General features: G+C 62.1%; 13 protein-coding genes. 8 read left to right on the top strand and 5 right to left on the bottom strand.

Annotated features, from left to right (window positions below; all coding sequences use genetic code 11):
- Positions 1-11: 11 nt before the first annotated feature.
- Positions 12-1,355: a flagellar hook protein FlgE gene (flgE, locus tag GWQ44_RS17355; RefSeq protein WP_275927862.1), complete on the top strand. Its 1,344-nt coding sequence runs from the start codon at positions 12-14 to the stop codon at positions 1,353-1,355.
- Positions 1,356-1,611: 256 nt separating this feature from the next.
- Here the strand turns inward: flgE and GWQ44_RS17350 are convergent, their stop codons facing one another.
- Positions 1,612-4,503 (bottom strand): ribonucleoside-diphosphate reductase subunit alpha, encoded by a 2,892-nt coding sequence (locus tag GWQ44_RS17350; protein ID WP_016967565.1) that lies wholly within the window; start codon positions 4,501-4,503, stop codon positions 1,612-1,614.
- Between the two features lie 756 nt (positions 4,504-5,259).
- Between GWQ44_RS17350 and GWQ44_RS17345 the strand changes: the two genes are divergently transcribed.
- Both GWQ44_RS17345 and GWQ44_RS17340 read left to right on the top strand, forming a co-directional pair.
- Positions 5,260-5,982 (top strand): response regulator, encoded by a 723-nt coding sequence (locus GWQ44_RS17345; RefSeq protein WP_103741343.1) that lies wholly within the window; start codon positions 5,260-5,262, stop codon positions 5,980-5,982.
- Entirely contained in the window at positions 5,979-7,589 is a 1,611-nt protein-coding gene (locus GWQ44_RS17340; protein WP_016967568.1) for an ATP-binding protein, read from the top strand. The genes GWQ44_RS17345 and GWQ44_RS17340 overlap by 4 nt, the downstream gene beginning before the upstream one ends.
- A gap of 36 nt (positions 7,590-7,625) precedes the next feature.
- Here the strand turns inward: GWQ44_RS17340 and GWQ44_RS17335 are convergent, their stop codons facing one another.
- Positions 7,626-8,351, bottom strand: a complete 726-nt coding sequence (locus GWQ44_RS17335; protein ID WP_275927861.1) for a 4'-phosphopantetheinyl transferase superfamily protein — start codon at positions 8,349-8,351, stop codon at positions 7,626-7,628.
- A gap of 222 nt (positions 8,352-8,573) precedes the next feature.
- Here GWQ44_RS17335 and GWQ44_RS17330 point away from each other — a divergent pair, with 222 nt between their 5' ends.
- The 3 genes from GWQ44_RS17330 (at position 8,574) to GWQ44_RS17320 (ending at position 11,316) form a co-directional block, all read left to right on the top strand.
- Positions 8,574-9,176 (top strand): membrane protein, encoded by a 603-nt coding sequence (locus GWQ44_RS17330; protein WP_016967570.1) that lies wholly within the window; start codon positions 8,574-8,576, stop codon positions 9,174-9,176.
- Between the two features lie 119 nt (positions 9,177-9,295).
- Positions 9,296-9,973, top strand: coding sequence for a response regulator (locus tag GWQ44_RS17325; RefSeq protein ID WP_016967571.1), 678 nt, complete (start codon positions 9,296-9,298; stop codon positions 9,971-9,973).
- On the top strand, positions 9,970-11,316 hold the full coding sequence (locus GWQ44_RS17320; RefSeq protein WP_016967572.1) for an ATP-binding protein: 1,347 nt from the start codon (positions 9,970-9,972) through the stop codon (positions 11,314-11,316). The genes GWQ44_RS17325 and GWQ44_RS17320 overlap by 4 nt, the downstream gene beginning before the upstream one ends.
- A 14-nt stretch (positions 11,317-11,330) precedes the next feature.
- Here the strand turns inward: GWQ44_RS17320 and GWQ44_RS17315 are convergent, their stop codons facing one another.
- Positions 11,331-12,329: an AraC family transcriptional regulator gene (locus GWQ44_RS17315; RefSeq protein ID WP_275927860.1), complete on the bottom strand. Its 999-nt coding sequence runs from the start codon at positions 12,327-12,329 to the stop codon at positions 11,331-11,333.
- A gap of 333 nt (positions 12,330-12,662) precedes the next feature.
- On the opposite strand from GWQ44_RS17315, the gene GWQ44_RS17310 reads away from it, so the two are divergent.
- Both GWQ44_RS17310 and GWQ44_RS17305 read left to right on the top strand, forming a co-directional pair.
- A complete protein-coding gene (locus GWQ44_RS17310) occupies positions 12,663-13,994 on the top strand; it encodes a dicarboxylate/amino acid:cation symporter (protein WP_016967574.1) in 1,332 nt (443 codons plus the stop codon).
- A 147-nt stretch (positions 13,995-14,141) separates the two neighbouring features.
- On the top strand, positions 14,142-15,323 hold the full coding sequence (locus GWQ44_RS17305) for a CaiB/BaiF CoA-transferase family protein (protein WP_016967575.1): 1,182 nt from the start codon (positions 14,142-14,144) through the stop codon (positions 15,321-15,323).
- 34 nt (positions 15,324-15,357) lie between these two features.
- On the opposite strand, the gene GWQ44_RS17300 is transcribed toward GWQ44_RS17305, so the two are convergent.
- Positions 15,358-15,852, bottom strand: a complete 495-nt coding sequence (locus tag GWQ44_RS17300; protein WP_016967576.1) for a SprT family zinc-dependent metalloprotease — start codon at positions 15,850-15,852, stop codon at positions 15,358-15,360.
- A gap of 149 nt (positions 15,853-16,001) precedes the next feature.
- Complete coding sequence (locus GWQ44_RS17295; RefSeq protein ID WP_016967577.1) at positions 16,002-16,604, bottom strand: Yip1 family protein; 603 nt, start codon at positions 16,602-16,604, stop codon at positions 16,002-16,004.
- Between the last annotated feature and the right edge of the window lie 261 nt (positions 16,605-16,865).

The raw sequence follows: 16,865 nt of genomic DNA, 5'->3' as shown, positions 1-16,865 counted from the left end.
AGGAGAGGAATATGTCTTTCAATATCGGCCTTAGCGGTCTCTACGCTGCCAACAAACAGCTGGACGTTACCGGCAACAACATCGCCAACGTTGCTACCACCGGTTTCAAATCCTCCCGTGCGGAATTCGCCGACGTCTATTCGGCCACCAAGCTGGGCAGCGGCACCCAGGTGATTGGTAACGGCGTGCGCCTGGCCAACGTTTCCCAGCAGTTCACCAACGGTGATATCAACAACACCGGCAACGTGCTGGACATGGGCATCCAGGGCCAGGGTTTCTTCGTGCTGAGCACCAACGGCTCCCTGACCTACACCCGTGCCGGTACTTTCAAGACCGACAAGGATGGCTTCATCACCAACAGTGACGGCACTGCGCGTCTGCAAGGCTATGCCGTGGATGCCAATGGCAAGATCATCAACGGTGTGTTGACCGACCTGCGGATCGATACCTCGAACCTGGCGCCCAAGCCAACCGACTCGATCTCCTCGACGATCAACCTGAACTCCGATTCGACACCGATCAATGTGGGCTCGACGTCGCCGGCCTACGTGTTCAATCCGACCGACAACACCACCTACACCAAGCAGTTCAGCACGCCTGTGTATGACACCCAGGGCAACAAGCACGTCATGGATCAGTACATGATCAAGACGCCGAATGCTAACGAATGGCAGACCTACACCCTGATCGATGGTCGCAACCCTGACGGCACCGCGTTCAGCATGGCCAATCAGTCGCCGATCACCATCACTTTCGATTCGTCGGGCAAGTTGCAGTCCGTTGTAGCGCCGACGCCGGCAGGCTCCAGTCAATTCACCGTGACAGGCAACAACATTGTCATGTCGGCCGCAGCCTGGACTCCGGGCACCGTCACTAACGGCGTGTTCACTCCCAATGGCGCCAAGGCTGCACCTAACGGTGTCAGCATCGACATGACCAAAACCGGTTCGGTGTTTGGCGAAAGCACCCGTTCGGTGATCGCGCAGAACGGTTACTCCACGGGCCAGATCTCCAGCCTGACCATCGATGGCACCGGCGTCATGCTGGCCAACTTCAGCAACGAGCAGACCAAGCCGATCGGTCAGATCTCCCTGGCCAGCTTCACCAACGAGCAAGGCTTGCAGCCGGTAGGCGGCACCCAGTGGAAAGAAACCTACTCGTCGGGTATTCCAGGTTATGACGCACCGAAGACCGGAACCCTGGGCGCGGTAGTGTCCAACTCCCTGGAAGAGTCCAACGTCAACCTGACCAACGAACTGGTGAACCTGATCAAGGCCCAGAGCAACTATCAGGCGAACGCCAAGACCATCTCCACTCAGAGCACCATCATGCAGACCATCATCCAGATGACCTGATGCGGGTTGGCTGACACGCTGTACGAAAAGCCCCTCCTTGAGGGGCTTTTTTGTGCCTGTTCGATGGCGCTGTTTACTCTGCAGGAGCCTCTGCCGCAGGAGCTGGCTTGCCAGCGAAGGCGCTCTCTGAAGTATTGCAAGGCTTCGGCCGGCAAGCCGCTTCCTGTAGCTGTGTTGCGGGCAAAAGAAAACCCCCGATAAACCGGAGGTCTATCGGGGGTTGTGGCAGGTGCCCGCGGGCACCTGTCAGCTCAGCTTATTGGCAAGCTTCGCAATCCGGCTCGTCGATGGCGCAGGCCTTCGGCACTGGAGCAGGACCGGCGGGAGCCGCCAGGACCGAGTCGTCACCGTGGTTGCCGCCGCTGGAAACAGCGTTCAGCTTGCCCGTGTTGATAGTCGACTTCTCGGTGCTGGTGGCGGCCAGGGCACGGAGGTAGTAAGTGGTTTTCAGGCCACGGTACCAGGCCATGCGGTAGGTCACGTCGAGCTTCTTGCCCGAGGCGCCGGCGATGTACAGGTTCAGCGACTGAGCCTGGTCGATCCACTTCTGGCGACGGCTGGCGGCGTCGACGATCCACTTGGTTTCCACTTCGAAGGCGGTCGCGTAGAGCTCCTTGAGCTCCTGCGGGATGCGCTCGATCTGCTGTACCGAACCGTCGTAGTACTTCAGGTCGTTGATCATCACCGAGTCCCACAGGCCGCGAGCTTTCAGGTCGCGTACCAGGTACGGGTTGATCACGGTGAATTCGCCCGACAGGTTGGATTTCACATACAGGTTTTGATAGGTCGGCTCGATCGACTGCGACACGCCGGTGATATTGGCGATGGTCGCGGTCGGGGCGATGGCCATGATGTTGGAGTTACGAATGCCTTTCTGCACGCGGGCACGTACCGGCGCCCAGTCCAGGGTTTCGTTGAGGTCCACATCGATGTACTTCTGGCCACGGGCCTCGATCAGGATCTGTTGCGAGTCCAGTGGCAGGATGCCCTTGGACCACAGCGAGCCCTGGAAGGTCTCGTAGGCGCCGCGCTCATCGGCCAGGTCGCAGGAAGCCTGGATCGCGTAGTAGCTGACCGCTTCCATGGACTTGTCGGCGAACTCGACGGCCGCGTCGGAACCGTAAGGGATGTGCTGCAGGTACAAGGCGTCCTGGAAGCCCATGATGCCCAGGCCGACCGGACGGTGCTTGAAGTTGGAGTTCTTCGCTTGCGGCACCGAGTAGTAGTTGATGTCGATCACGTTGTCGAGCATGCGCACGGCAGTGTTCACGGTGCGTTGCAGCTTGGCGGTGTCGAGCTTGCCGTCCTTGATGTGGTTCGGCAGGTTGATCGAGCCCAGGTTGCAGACCGCGATCTCGTCCTTGTTGGTGTTCAAGGTGATCTCGGTGCACAGGTTCGAGCTGTGGACCACGCCCACGTGCTGCTGCGGGCTGCGCAGGTTGCACGGGTCCTTGAAGGTCAGCCATGGGTGGCCGGTTTCGAACAGCATGGACAGCATCTTGCGCCACAGGTCTTTGGCCTGGACGGTCTTGAACAGCTTGATCTTGTTGTACTCGGTCAGGGCTTCGTAGTACTCGTAGCGCTCTTCGAAGGCCTTGCCGGTCAGGTCGTGCAGATCCGGCACTTCCGATGGCGAGAACAGGGTCCACTTGCCGTCGTCGAAGACGCGCTTCATGAACAGGTCGGGGATCCAGTTGGCGGTGTTCATGTCGTGGGTACGACGACGGTCATCACCGGTGTTCTTGCGCAGCTCGATGAACTCTTCGATGTCCATGTGCCAGGTTTCCAGGTAGGCACAGACAGCGCCCTTGCGCTTGCCACCCTGGTTCACGGCGACAGCGGTGTCGTTGACCACTTTCAGGAAAGGCACGACGCCCTGGGACTTGCCGTTGGTGCCCTTGATGTAGGAGCCCAGCGCACGAACCGGGGTCCAGTCGTTGCCCAGGCCACCGGCGAATTTCGACAGCATGGCGTTGTCATGGATGGCGCCGTAGATGCCCGACAGGTCATCCGGAACGGTGGTCAGGTAGCAGCTCGACAGCTGTGGACGCAGGGTGCCGGCGTTGAACAGGGTCGGAGTCGAAGCCATGTAGTCGAAGGACGACAACAGGTTGTAGAACTCGATGGCGCGGTCTTCACGCTGTTTCTCTTCGATCGCCAGGCCCATGGCCACGCGCATGAAGAAGATCTGCGGCAGTTCGAAACGCACGCCATCCTTGTGGATGAAGTAGCGGTCGTACAGGGTCTGCAGGCCCAGGTAGGTGAATTGCTGGTCGCGTTCGTGGTTGATCGCCTTGCCGAGTTTCTCCAGGTCGAACTCAGCCAGTACCGGGTTCAGCAGTTCGAACTCGATGCCCTTGGCGACATAGGCCGGCAGCGCCTTGGCGTACAGGTCGGCCATTTCGTGGTGGGTGGCGCTTTCGGCGACTTCGAGGAAGCCCAGGCCTTCGGCACGCAGGGTGTCCATCAGCAGGCGGGCGGTGACGAACGAGTAGTTCGGCTCGCGCTCGACCAGGGTACGGGCGGTCATGACCAGGGCGGTGTTGACGTCTTTCAGGGCCACGCCGTCGTAGAGGTTCTTCAGGGTTTCGCGCTGGATCAGGTCGCCGTCGACCTCTTCCAGGCCTTCGCAGGCTTCGCTGACGATGGTGTTCAGGCGGCCCATGTCCAGGGGCGCGAGGCTGCCATCGGCGCGAGTGATGCGGATCGATGGGTGAGCTTGTACCGGCTCTTCGCTGCTGGAGCGGGTGGCGCGTTCCTTGGCGCGGGAGTCGCGGTAGATCACGTAGTCGCGGGCCACTTTCTGTTCGCCGGCACGCATCAGTGCCAGTTCGACCTGATCCTGGATCTCTTCGATGTGGATGGTGCCGCCTGAAGGCATGCGACGCTTGAAGGTTGCGGTGACCTGTTCGGTCAGGCGCGCCACGGTGTCGTGGATTCGCGACGAGGCAGCGGCGGTGCCGCCTTCAACTGCGAGGAACGCTTTGGTGATAGCGACGGTGATCTTGTCGTCGGTGTAGGCAACGACAGTGCCGTTACGCTTGATCACGCGCAATTGGCCAGGGGCGGTAGCAGACAGATCCAGATTGGAATCGGCGGCCTGCGGCGCATTGGCCTGCGGGTTCTCGCGAGTTGTGTCGGTTTGCATGGGTGTCTCCACGTTCTCTATGTTTGTTTGGGCACCAATGAGGTGCCCACCGTTCCGTCCTGAAGCACTACAGCCGGCAGAGGCCGGGCATAACGACTTCGGGACAGTTCAGGAAGGGGGCTATGGGCGCCGCTTCCATGCCGAAGTCTTGGGCGTCGAGCCAGAGGCTCGGCACCTTATTCCTGGTGGGTGACAGTATTGTGGCTGCAACACCCGTACCGCTTTCTCCTGGGCAGGGTGGAAAACGATGCCATCCGCACGCGCGGTGTTGGTCTTTTGAAACAGCGATTGGTTCCACCAAACGGGGCAAGAAAAGGGCTTGAGTTTCTCGTCTGAATTGTGTTTGGTTTTTGGTGTAAAACCCTAGATATAGGGATTTTTAGCCGCCGGGCTACAAGATAATGCGTTTTGGGGACTGATTGCAACGTACTGCCTGTGGATAAGGTTGTGCGTAAATTGTGTATGGACTGGGTAAAACTCATGCAGCCCGCAGTCCCAGTGCATGCAACCGTTTGTCACTGTTTTTTATCCCTGGAAATTGCCTTGGGCGGATTTTTGCGGGCGCGAACCCTATCACAAAAAATCGCCCTGACCGAGTCGTTTTAGTCGCTTGTCCGGGGGCGCATGCCGGTTGCTACAATCCGCCGCGGTCCATGTAGTGACGACTGCGTTTTCCACGACACGTTATCCGCCTTTTTCATGACAAAAAAACGGGTGTCTTGTTTTCAATGAGTGCTGGCAATGAAGAGGTCGAGCGTGGAGCAAGAAGCCTGGCAGGTACTGATTGTCGAGGATGACCAGCGTCTGGCTGAGTTGACCCGTGAATATCTGGAGAGCAACGGTCTGCAGGTGGCGATCGAAGGCAATGGCGCCCTGGCTGCCGAGAGGATCATCGCCGAGCAGCCGGACCTGGTGATTCTCGACCTGATGCTGCCCGGCGAAGACGGCCTGAGCATCTGTCGCAAGGTCCGCGATCGCTACGATGGGCCGATCCTCATGCTCACCGCCCGCACCGATGATATGGATCAGGTCATGGGGCTGGATCTGGGGGCCGATGACTACGTCTGCAAGCCGGTGCGTCCACGCCTGTTGCTGGCCAGGATCCAGGCCTTGCTACGGCGCAGCGAGGCGCCTGAGCCCGCCCCGGAGAAAAGCCGGCGCCTGCGCTTCGGACCTTTGCTGGTGGACAGCGCCCTGCGCGAAGCCTGGCTGAGCGACGTGGGTATCGAGTTGACCAGCGCCGAATTCGATCTGCTGTGGCTGCTGGTGGTCAATGCCGGGCGGATTCTGTCCCGCGAGGAAATCTTCAATGCCCTGCGGGGGATTGGTTATGACGGCCAGGACCGCTCCATCGACGTGCGTATTTCACGCATCCGGCCCAAGATCGGCGATGACCCGGAACACCCGCGGCTGATCAAGACCATTCGCAGCAAGGGTTACCTGTTCGTCCCTGAAGCTGCCGCCGACATGCCCTCGTGAACTCGATCTTCCTGCGCATCTATGGCGGCATGTGTGCCGCGCTGATTCTGGTGGCGCTGCTGGGGGTGCTGGCCCTGCACCTGCTCAACCAAGTGCGCAGCGAGCAGTACCGCGAGCGGCTGGCCCACGGCACCTTCTCGCTGATGGCGGACAACCTGCAGCCGATGAGCGAGATCGAACGGCGCCGGGCATTGCTGGTGTGGCAGCGCTTGCTGGGCATTCCGCTGAGCCTGAAGACGTTCAGCCAGACCGACCTGGACAGCAGCCAGCGTGGCCGGGTGCTGCGCGGGCAGGCACTGGTGGAACAGACCGGGCCCTTCGCGGCCCGGGTCTACCGCCTGGTCAGCGAGCGGGAGCAACTGCTGCTCAGCGCCGAGGTGCAGCAGATCAGCGAACAACTGGCCCGGGCCACCATCTACCTGCTGGCGGACGAACTGGTGCGCTACCCGGTGGCCGAGCAGCCACAGCGTCTGGCGGCGCTCAAGCAGGCCAAGGGGTTTGGCTTCGACATGCACCTGGCGACCCTGGATGCCGCGGATATGGACGAGGACCAGCGCCGCCGGGTGGCCGAAGGCGATACGGTGATGGCCCTGGGCAAGGGCGGCGACTCGATCCGGGTCTTTGCCGGTTTGGTGGGCACGCCCTGGGTACTGGAAATCGGCCCCCTTTATCAGATGAACCCCTATCCGCCGCAATGGCTGGTGCTGATTGCCGTGCTCGGCCTGAGCCTGATCGGGTTGATCGTCTATCTATTGGTGCGCCAGTTGGAGCGCCGCCTTAGCGGTCTGGAGTCGGCGGCCACGCGGATTGCCAAGGGCAGCCTGGAAACCCGGGTGCCGGCTCGGGGCGCGGATTCGGTGGGGCGTCTGGCGGCCGCCTTCAATGGCATGGCCGAACACCTGCAACGGCTGCTGGCGATCCAGCGCGAGCTGGTGCGGGCGGTGTCCCACGAATTGCGTACTCCGGTGGCGCGCCTGCGTTTCGGCCTGGAGATGATCGCCTCGGCGAGCACCGATCAGGCCCGGCAAAAGTACCTGGACGGCATGGACAACGATATTCAGGACCTCGATCGGCTGGTGGACGAAATGCTCACTTACGCCCGCCTGGAGCAGGGTTCGCCGGCCCTGAACTTCCAGCGCATCGACCTCGATGCCCTGATCAATCAGGTGATCGACGAACTGGCGCCGTTGCGGGCCAATCTCAAGGTCCATCGTGGCTTGTGTCTGTCCGCCGCCGAGTGCGACGGTGCCTGGGTCGAAGCCGAGCCACGCTATCTGCATCGGGCGCTGCAGAATCTGGTGAGCAACGCCATGCGCCACGCCCATTCCCAGGTGACCATCAGTTATCAGGTGGGGCAGTTGCGATGTCGGGTGGATGTGGAGGATGACGGGCCCGGTGTACCGGAAAGTGCCTGGGAAAAGATCTTCACGCCTTTCCTGCGTCTGGACGATAGTCGCACCCGGGCTTCTGGTGGGCATGGACTGGGGCTGTCCATCGTGCGGCGGATCATTCACTGGCACGACGGCCGGGCCCTGATCAGCAAGAGCATCAGCCTGGGGGGCGCCTGCTTTAGCCTGAGCTGGCCGCGGCATCAAGAGCCCCGTTGAGGAGCTCTGTTGAGGAGCCCCGTTGAGGGGCGCCGTTCAGGGTTTGATGGCGATCAGGCTGAGTAACTGACCCGCCTCGACGACGAACTGCCCCAGCAATTCGCGGCCATGGTGCCATTCCTCGGACAGGTCGGTCAGCAGACGCATGCGCACCTGGCCTGTGGGAGTCCACTCCAGTACTTCGGCGTGTTCGAAATAGAAGCTTTTCTGCACCAGCGGATACAGCGCCTTGTACAGGCTTTCCTTGATCGAGAAAGTCAGGGTCACGGCCAGGGCGTGCTGGTCGGCCGGCAAGCGGTCGCGACGTTGCAGCTCCGCCGGAGTAAGAATCTGCCCGGCCAGATTGGCTGCACGCTCCTCGCCGAGGAGCTTTTCCAGATCCATGCCCAGGGCTCGCCAGTGCCGCTTGTCGGCGACGATGGCGGCGGCCCGTCCGGTGCTGTGGGTGATCGAGCCGCAGATATGTTCCGGCCAGACCGGGGCCCGGTCGGCGCCGATCGGCGGGACCCAGTCCAGCTGTTGCAGTTGTCGCAGGGCCTCCCGGGCACACAGGCGCCCGGCGAGAAATTCCGCCTGGCGCTTGGCGACCGAGCGCTGGATGCTGGGCGGTGCGGCAATGCCGCTGCGCTGGAAATCGTCCGCGGCCAACTGCCCGGGGTCGAACCGGGTGCTCAACCAGCGGGTGTCGGGCAAGGCTTCCGGCAAGGGCCAGGAGGCCTCCGGGTGGCTGCAACAGAGGGGGAGAGAAGGGCGTGCATTCATGGCCGCTAGTTTGCCGGGTTGGCGGGTTCGAGGGTAGCGCTGTGTGGCGCAGAATGAGGAGGTGGAGCTCTGTGGGGAACGCTTGTTGGGGTTAAGCACCGGTAAAAACAGGCGCATGGATCTGGTTCAGGCGAGGTTAAGGAGGTGTTCAGGGGGAGTTCAGGGCGGGCTGTTTACTCTGGCCCGGCACCCAAAAAGCCAATAGCGCAAAGGAAACTTCCTATGACTTCATTGAAAAAACTGATCCTCGCCTTTACCGTGCTCGGCGCCAGCGCCGCCGTTCAAGCCGCTGACAGCAACTTCGCCAGCCTGACTTTCGGCCAGACCAGCGACAAGGTTAAAAAGTCCAGCCAGCTCAACAGCAACCTCGGTCATCCGAATGCCGATGGCGTGATCGGCAAGGACAACACCTGGGGCCTGCGCCTGGGGCAACAGAACGACCAGGGCCGCTACTACGCCACTTACGATTATGTTTCCGGCTCTCACAACGGCATTAAGTTGCGTCAGCAGAACCTGCTGGGCAGTTACGATATGTTCCTGCCGGTGACCCATACCACCAAGCTCTTTGGTGGCGGCACGGCCGGCCTGACCAAGCTGACCCAGGAGTCCCCGGGCTTCAGTCGTGACAGTGACATCGGCTACGCGGTCGGTGTGCAGGCCGGTGTCCTGCAACAGATTTCACAGAACACCTCGGTGGAGCTCGGCTACCGTTACCTGCGCAGCAATGCCGGGACCGAGATGAGCGAACGGGGCGGCAGCAAGCAAGGTTCACTGAGCCTGACCAGCAGCGCCCAGACCTATCTGTCGGCCAACTACGCTTTCTGATAAGCAGCCTGGCCTGAACCACGCCGGACCATGCCTTGGGCAGGGTCCGGCGTTGGTGCATTGATCATCAGGGCGCAGGGGCGCCCCTGGAGATGTCGAATTTTGCCTGGGAGAGCGTTATGAAATTGCTGGTCGTCGAAGATGAGGCGCTGTTGCGCCATCATTTGCAAACCCGCCTCACCGACAGCGGTCATGTGGTCGAGTCCGTGGCGAACGCCGAGGAGGCGTTGTACCAGACCGAGCAGTTCAATCACGACCTGGCGGTGATCGACCTGGGCCTGCCCGGCATGGGCGGGCTGGATCTGATCCGCCAGCTGCGCGCCCGGGGCAAGGCATTTCCGATCCTCATCCTCACCGCTCGCGGCAACTGGCAGGACAAGGTCGAAGGTCTGGCCGCCGGTGCCGACGACTATGTGGTCAAGCCCTTCCAGTTCGAGGAGCTGGACGCGCGCCTCAATGCGTTGCTGCGGCGCTCCAGCGGCTTTACCCAGTCGACCATCGTGGCCGGGCCGCTGTTGCTGGACCTGAACCGCAAACAGGCGTCCCTGGATGAGCAGCCCCTGGCGCTGACCGCCTATGAATACCGGATCCTCGAATACCTGATGCGCCATCACCAGCAGGTGGTGGCCAAGGACCGTTTGATGGAGCAACTGTACCCGGACGACGACGAGCGCGATCCGAATGTCATCGAGGTGCTGGTGGGGCGCCTGCGGCGCAAGCTGGAAGCGCCTTCGGGCTTCAAGCCCATCGATACGGTGCGTGGCCTGGGCTACCTGTTCAACGAGCGCTGCCGATGATTCGATCGCTGCGCCTGCGGCTGATGCTGGCCGCCACCACCCTGGCGGTGCTGTTCATGCTGGCGTTGCTGCCGGCCATGCAGGGCGCGTTCAGCCTGGCGCTGCAGGACTCCATCGAACAGCGCCTGGCCTCCGACGTCACCACCCTGATTTCGGCGGCGCGGATCGAAAACAATCGCCTGCAGATGCCCGCCCAGTTGCCCGACGAGCGCTTCAATCTCGCCGACAGCCGCCTGCTGGGCTACATCTTTGATCGCGAGGGGCACCTGGTCTGGCGCTCCCGGGCCACCCAGGAAGAGAACATCAACTACCGTCCGCGGTACGACGGGCGTGGCAACGAGTTCGCCAGGATCCGCGAAGCCAATGGCCAGGAGTTCTTCGTCTACGACGTCGAGATCAAGCTGCTGGGGGGCAAGAACGCGGCCTTCAGCATTGTCGCGCTGCAGCCGGTGCGCGAGTACCAGCAGACCCTCGAAGGCGTGCGGGAGAACCTCTACCTGGGATTTGGCGCGGCATTGCTGGTGCTTCTGGCGTTGCTCTGGATGGGCCTGACCTGGGGCTTGCAGGCCCTGCGACGCCTGAGTCAGGAGCTGGACCAGATCGAAAGCGGCACCCGCCAGAGCCTGAGCGAGGAACACCCACGGGAGCTGTTGCGCCTGACCGGCTCCTTGAACCGTTTGCTGCAAAGCGAGCGCGAACAGCGCAGCCGCTATCGGGACTCCCTGGATGATCTGGCCCACAGCCTGAAAACCCCGCTGACGGTGTTGCAAGGGGTGAGCGAGGACATGGCGCAGCGGCCTCAGGACCGGGAGCAGGCCTGGGTCCTGCAAGCGCAGATCGAGCGCATGAGCCAGCAGATCAGCTATCAGTTGCAACGGGCCAGCCTGCGCAAGAGCGGCCTGGTGCGCCATCAGGTGCGGCTGCGGCCGGTGCTGCAAAGCCTGTGCGACACCCTGGACAAGGTCTATCGCGACAAACAGGTGCGGGTGTCATTCGATTTGCCCGAGCACTGCTATGTGCCGATCGAGCAGGGCGCCTTGCTGGAGTTGCTCGGCAATCTGCTGGAGAACGCCTACCGCCTGTGCCTGGGCTCGGTGCGCATCAGCGTGCGCGAGACTCTCGACGGCGCCGAATTGTGCGTGGAGGACGACGGTCCCGGCGTGCCGCCGGATCAGCGGGCGCGGATTCTCCAGCGCGGTGAGCGTCTGGATCGCCAGCACCCGGGGCAGGGCATTGGCCTGGCGGTGGTCAAGGACATCATCGAGAGTTACGGCGCGCAGTTGACCCTGGGGGACTCGGCCCTGGGCGGGGCGGCATTTCGCATTCACTTCCCGGCCCTCTAGCGCGAAGCGCTGGGCTAGCGGTCCTGGGCTCGATAGGCGCCCGGGGTCAGGCCGGTCCATTTCTTGAACGCCCGATGAAACGCCGACGGTTCGGAAAAACCCAGGTGCTCGGCGATCTGTTGCAACGACAGGTCGGCGCGGCCCAGGTGGAAGATGGCAATATCGCGGCGCAGTTCATCCTTCAACCCCTGAAAGCTTGAGCCTTCCTCGCGCAAGTGTCGGCGCAGGGTCTGCGGGCTGACGTGCAGGTGCTGCGCGACGCTTTCCAGGTCGGGCCAGCGCTCGCGGTCGTGGCTGAGCAGGCGGCGCAGTTGGCTGCTGAGGCTGTCGCCCTCGTCCGGTCGCGACAGCAGGTCGGCGGGGGAGCGTGCGAGGAAGTGCTTGAGGGTGCGTTCATCCTGCAGCAACGGCATGCCCAGGTAGCGGCTGTGGAACAGCAGGCTGCTGCGTTGCTGGGCGAACGCCAGGGGGCAGGGGAAAAGCAGGTCGTATTCCGCGGCGTGTTCGGGTTTCGGATAGCTGAAGCCGGCCTGCTCCAGGCGAATGCGCTGGCCGATCAACCAACTGCCCAGGCGGTGCCAGATCACCAGCAGGCTTTCGCTGAGAAAGTGCTCGGGGTCCCACAACTCAGAATCATCCAGGCTCAGTCGAGCCATTTCTCCTTCACGCGTCAGACTCAGACGCGGAGCTTCCGGAAACAAGCTATAAAACAATAAGCCGCGCTGCAGTGCTTTTTCCAAGGTGCGGCAGTGGATCAGGGCGTGGCACATCATGGCGAATGTCCCGCGCTTGCTGGGGCCATGGGCGAAGCCGAGGTATTCGTCGTCCAGTTCCAGCCACAGGTGTTGCAGCAGGCTGGTGAACTGCTCGGGAGCGATGCGTGCCTTGGGTTGGTTCAACAGCTCCGGGCTGATGCCCAGTCGCTGCAGCAGCGGCTCGCAATCGTGACCGCGACGGCGCGCCCCGCCTAGGGCGGCGCGGGCAAAGTGGCTGGCGATGGTGCGTTCGCGCATGAGGCTGGTCCGTCCATTGAGTGGCGGATGTTAGCCAGCCCCCTGATGAGGGAACAAGGCGGATATCCGCCAAATTGTAGGACGAGACCTGATGAATGGGCGGATATCCGCCAGCTTCGCCGGGTGCAATCAATGCAAGGATCGGCCCGTCCCCCTGATGTCTAAAGGCCTGCAGGGCTTTTGGGCAAGGTGGCACGGGCTTTGCGATAGAGCCGGAAGATCTGCCAGCACGCAGCTCGACACAACAAATCCCTCCAGTGCAGGAGGGTTCGCACTTTAGGCACCGCATGCATCGATGGAAGCTGCATGCCGGGGCTCTTGAGGAACTTTGCAATGACGACTCGTCAGCCACTGTACAAATCCCTGTATTTCCAGGTGATCGTTGCCATCGCCATCGGCATCCTGCTCGGTCACTTCTACCCTCAGACCGGCGTGGCCCTCAAGCCCCTGGGTGACGGTTTCATCAAACTGATCAAGATGGTCATTGCCCCCATCATTTTCTGCACCGTGGTGAGTGGTATCGCCGGCATGCAGAACATGAAGTCGGTCGGCAAGACCGGCGGCTATGCGCTGCTGTATTTCGAAATCGTTTCCACCATCGCCCTGCTGATCGGCCTGATCGTGGTCAACGTGGTGCAGCCGGGTGCCGGCATGCATATCGACGCTTCGACCCTGGATGCCTCGAAAGTCGCGGCCTATGTGACCGCGGGCAATGACCAGAGCATTGTCGGCTTCATCCTCAACGTGATTCCGACCACCATCGTCGGTGCCTTTGCCAACGGCGACATCCTGCAAGTGCTGATGTTCTCGGTGATCTTCGGTTTCGCCCTGCATCGCCTGGGCGCCTATGGCAAACCGGTGCTGGACTTCATCGACCGTTTCGCCCACGTGATGTTCAACATCATCAACATGATCATGAAGCTGGCGCCCCTGGGTGCGCTGGGCGCCATGGCCTTCACCATCGGTGCCTACGGCGTCGGCTCCCTGGTGCAGCTGGGCCAGCTGATGATCTGCTTCTACATCACCTGCGTGGTGTTCGTGCTGGTGGTCCTGGGGGCGATCTGCCGCGCCCACGGCTTCAGCGTGGTCAAGCTGATCCGCTACATCCGCGAAGAGCTGCTGATCGTGCTGGGTACTTCCTCTTCGGAGTCGGCGCTGCCGCGCATGCTGATCAAGATGGAGCGCCTGGGTGCCAAGAAGTCGGTGGTCGGCCTGGTGATCCCTACCGGCTACTCGTTCAACCTCGACGGTACTTCGATCTACCTGACCATGGCCGCGGTGTTCATCGCCCAGGCCACTGATACCCACATGGACATCACCCACCAGATCACCCTGCTGCTGGTGCTGCTGCTGTCCTCCAAAGGCGCCGCGGGCGTGACTGGCAGTGGCTTCATCGTGCTGGCCGCCACCCTGTCGGCCGTGGGTCACCTGCCGGTGGCCGGCCTGGCGCTGATCCTGGGTATCGACCGCTTCATGTCCGAGGCTCGCGCCCTGACCAACCTGGTAGGCAACGCTGTGGCCACCCTGGTGGTCGCCAAGTGGGTCAAGGAGCTGGACGAAGACAAGCTGCAAGTCGAACTGGCTTCCGGTGGTCGCGGTATCAGCGACACCCGCGAAACGGATGATCTGGGTGTGGCCGAAGGTCCGGCGCCAAGCATCAAGTAAGCCTGGCTCAACATAAGAAACCCGCTGCGGCGGGTTTTTTATTGCCTGGTGCATGAGCGCAACGGTCAGTCCGGCTGAGCGTTGTGGTAATTGTTGCACGGCTTGCGGCTGCCTACTCTCTGGCGGTCGATCAAGAGGAGCGGGCACATGCAAGGGCCGTTGGCGTCACTCAAGGTACTGGATTTCTCCACCCTGCTGCCGGGGCCGTTCGCCTCGCTGCTGCTGGCGGACATGGGCGCCGAGGTGCTGCGCATCGAGTCGCCGACCCGCATGGACCTGTTGCGGGTGCTGCCGCCCCACGATCAGGGGGTGTCCGCCAGCCACGCCTATCTCAATCGCAACAAGCGCAGCCTGGCCCTGGACCTCAAGCGGCCCGAAGCGCTGGAGGTGGTGCGGCAACTGCTGCAGGAGCATGACATTGTCCTCGAACAGTTTCGTCCGGGGGTGATGGAGCGCCTGGGGCTGGGGTACGAAGCCTTGAAGGCGATCAACCCGCGGCTGATTTACGTGTCCATCACCGGTTATGGCCAGACCGGGCCCTACAAGGACCGCGCCGGGCACGACATCAATTACCTGGCCCTGGCCGGGCTGGCCAGCCAGACCGGGCGTCGCGATCAGGGGCCCTTGCCTCTGGGCATTCAGGCGGCGGACATCGCCGGTGGCTCGCTGCACGGGGTGATTGGCCTCTTGGCGGCGGTGATCGCTCGTCAGCACAGTGGCCAGGGCCAGCACCTGGATATCAGCATGACCGACTGTGTGTTCAGCCTGAACGCCATGGCCGGCGCCGGTTATCTGGCGTGTGGGGTCGAGCCGGGGATGGAGCAGCAGGCGCTCAACGGCGGCAGTTTCTATGACTACTACCGCAGTCGGGATGGTCGCTGGCTGTCAGTGGGCAGCCTGGAGCCGGTGTTCATGCAGCAGTTGTGTCAGGCCCTGGGGCGACCGGAGCTGGCGGCCCAGGGCTTGTCGCCCGTTGCGGAGCAGCAACAGGCCCTCAAGCGGGCCTTGCAGAGCGAGTTTGAACAGCGCGACTTCGCCGAGCTCTGCCAACTGTTCGCCGGGCTCGATGCCTGTGTCGAACCGGTCCTGAGTCTGGCCGAGGCGGTGCAGCACCCGCAGTTGCAGGCCCGGCGACTGGTCAGTCAGGTGCCCCGTGAGGACGGCAGTCTCCAGGCGCAGATGGCCTGTCCGCTGAAGTTCTCCGAGGGCTTGCCCGAACCGCGGCATATCGGCGCCCGACTGGGTGCCCACTCCACGCAGGTACTGACAGAGCTGGGCTACAGCGCCGAGCGCATCGAGGCGCTTCGACGCGAGGGGATTGTCGGCTAGGCGCGGGCTTGCCGGCGAAGCTCTTCACCCACGGTCATTCGACTCGGGTTTCCCCGCTGTAAACCAGGGTGTGCCGGCAGCGCCGGCAGAGGTAGCGGCGCCCCTGCGCCACCAGCTTGTGGCGCTGGGCGGAAAACGGGAAATCGCTCTCGGCGCAGGGACAGCGATAGATGTAGCGGGTCACGCTGCGGCGTTTGATCGCATAGGTGTGGCAACGGTTGGGCGGCAGTTCATAGACCCCGCGCATGATCAGTTGCCATTCCTCGCCATGGGGCTGGATGCGCTCGCCGAACAACTGGTGAGCGATCAGGTGCGCGACTTCATGGGCCACCGTCTGCTTGAGGAAGTCTTCGGTGTTTTCCCGGTACAGCTGCGGATTGAAGCGCAGCAGGTTTTCATGCAAATGAGCGACCCCGGCTTTCTGGCCGCGCAACTTGAGGCTGACCACCGGGCGTTTGAAAGGACGTTTGAAAAAGGATTCAGCGAGTAGGAAACAGTCTTCGACGCGGGTATTGAGTTGCTCGGGCATGCTTAACGGCTCTCCAGAGTGGCTGAGTATGCCGCAAAGACCGGCGAATCCGAATCGTCCAGGTGCCGAATGGTCGCAGGATCGCCCATTAAGAAGGCCGCCTTGCGGCGGCCTGTGTTGGCAGATGGAGGATTATTATTGGTGCGGCGTCAGTTGGTGTACACGGGGCCGACGCCCAGGCCCCAGACAATCACGGTGAACGCCATGATCGCGACCAGCACCACCAGTCCCACCGCCAGGACCGAGCTGGAAAACAGGAAGCCCTCGTCGGACGGGATGTTCATGAAGGTCGGCAGTCCGACGTAGAGCAGGTACACGGTGTAGCAGATTGCCGCGGTGCCGATGATCATCCCCAGCCACATGTGTGGATACAGGGCCGCCAGGCCGCCGACGAACAGCGGAGTCGCGGTGTAGGTGGCAAAGGCCACGCAGCGCGCCAGACTCGGGCTGGCATCATAGGTCCGGGCCATCCAGTGAATGAACGCGCCCATTACCGCCACGCCGCAGAGCATGGCCAGGTACGACATGATGGTCATCCACAGGGCGCTTTCCATGGTCAGCATCACCGGCGCGCGGTTGCCGATGACCCAGCCGACCTGGGTGGTGCCGATAAAGGCCGAGACAGCGGGGATCGCCGCCAGAATCAGCGTGTGAGTGAGGTACATGTGACTGATGCTTTCCTCGGCATCGCCACGGATTTCTCGCCATTCCTGATCGGGGTGGGTGAAGAGTCCTACGACATGATGAATCATGGTCAGTCACTCCTTAAATGTTGCCATCGCCCCCCAACGGAGCGCTTACAGCCAAGTGGCACGGTCAGTATAGGTCTATGCGGGTGTGCGACCTTATGTCGCAGTATAGGAAGGAGTTCTCCTCAGATGTGCGCCGCTTTAGAGCAAATTGCGCTGTAAAACACTGGGGTAATCGCGGTCGTGTCTGTTACCCCCGTCCGGCCGGATAGCCCCTTGCGGCGCTTTCACGGGGCTGGGGTTTTGCTTAAAATGCCCGGCTTT

The organism is Pseudomonas sp. 3MA1 (assembly GCF_029237275.1).
In the GTDB taxonomy this organism is placed as follows: domain Bacteria; phylum Pseudomonadota; class Gammaproteobacteria; order Pseudomonadales; family Pseudomonadaceae; genus Aquipseudomonas; species Aquipseudomonas fluorescens_AP.
The sequence above is the reverse complement of the archived record's forward strand: the minus strand, read 5'-3'. Positions and strand labels throughout refer to the sequence as shown.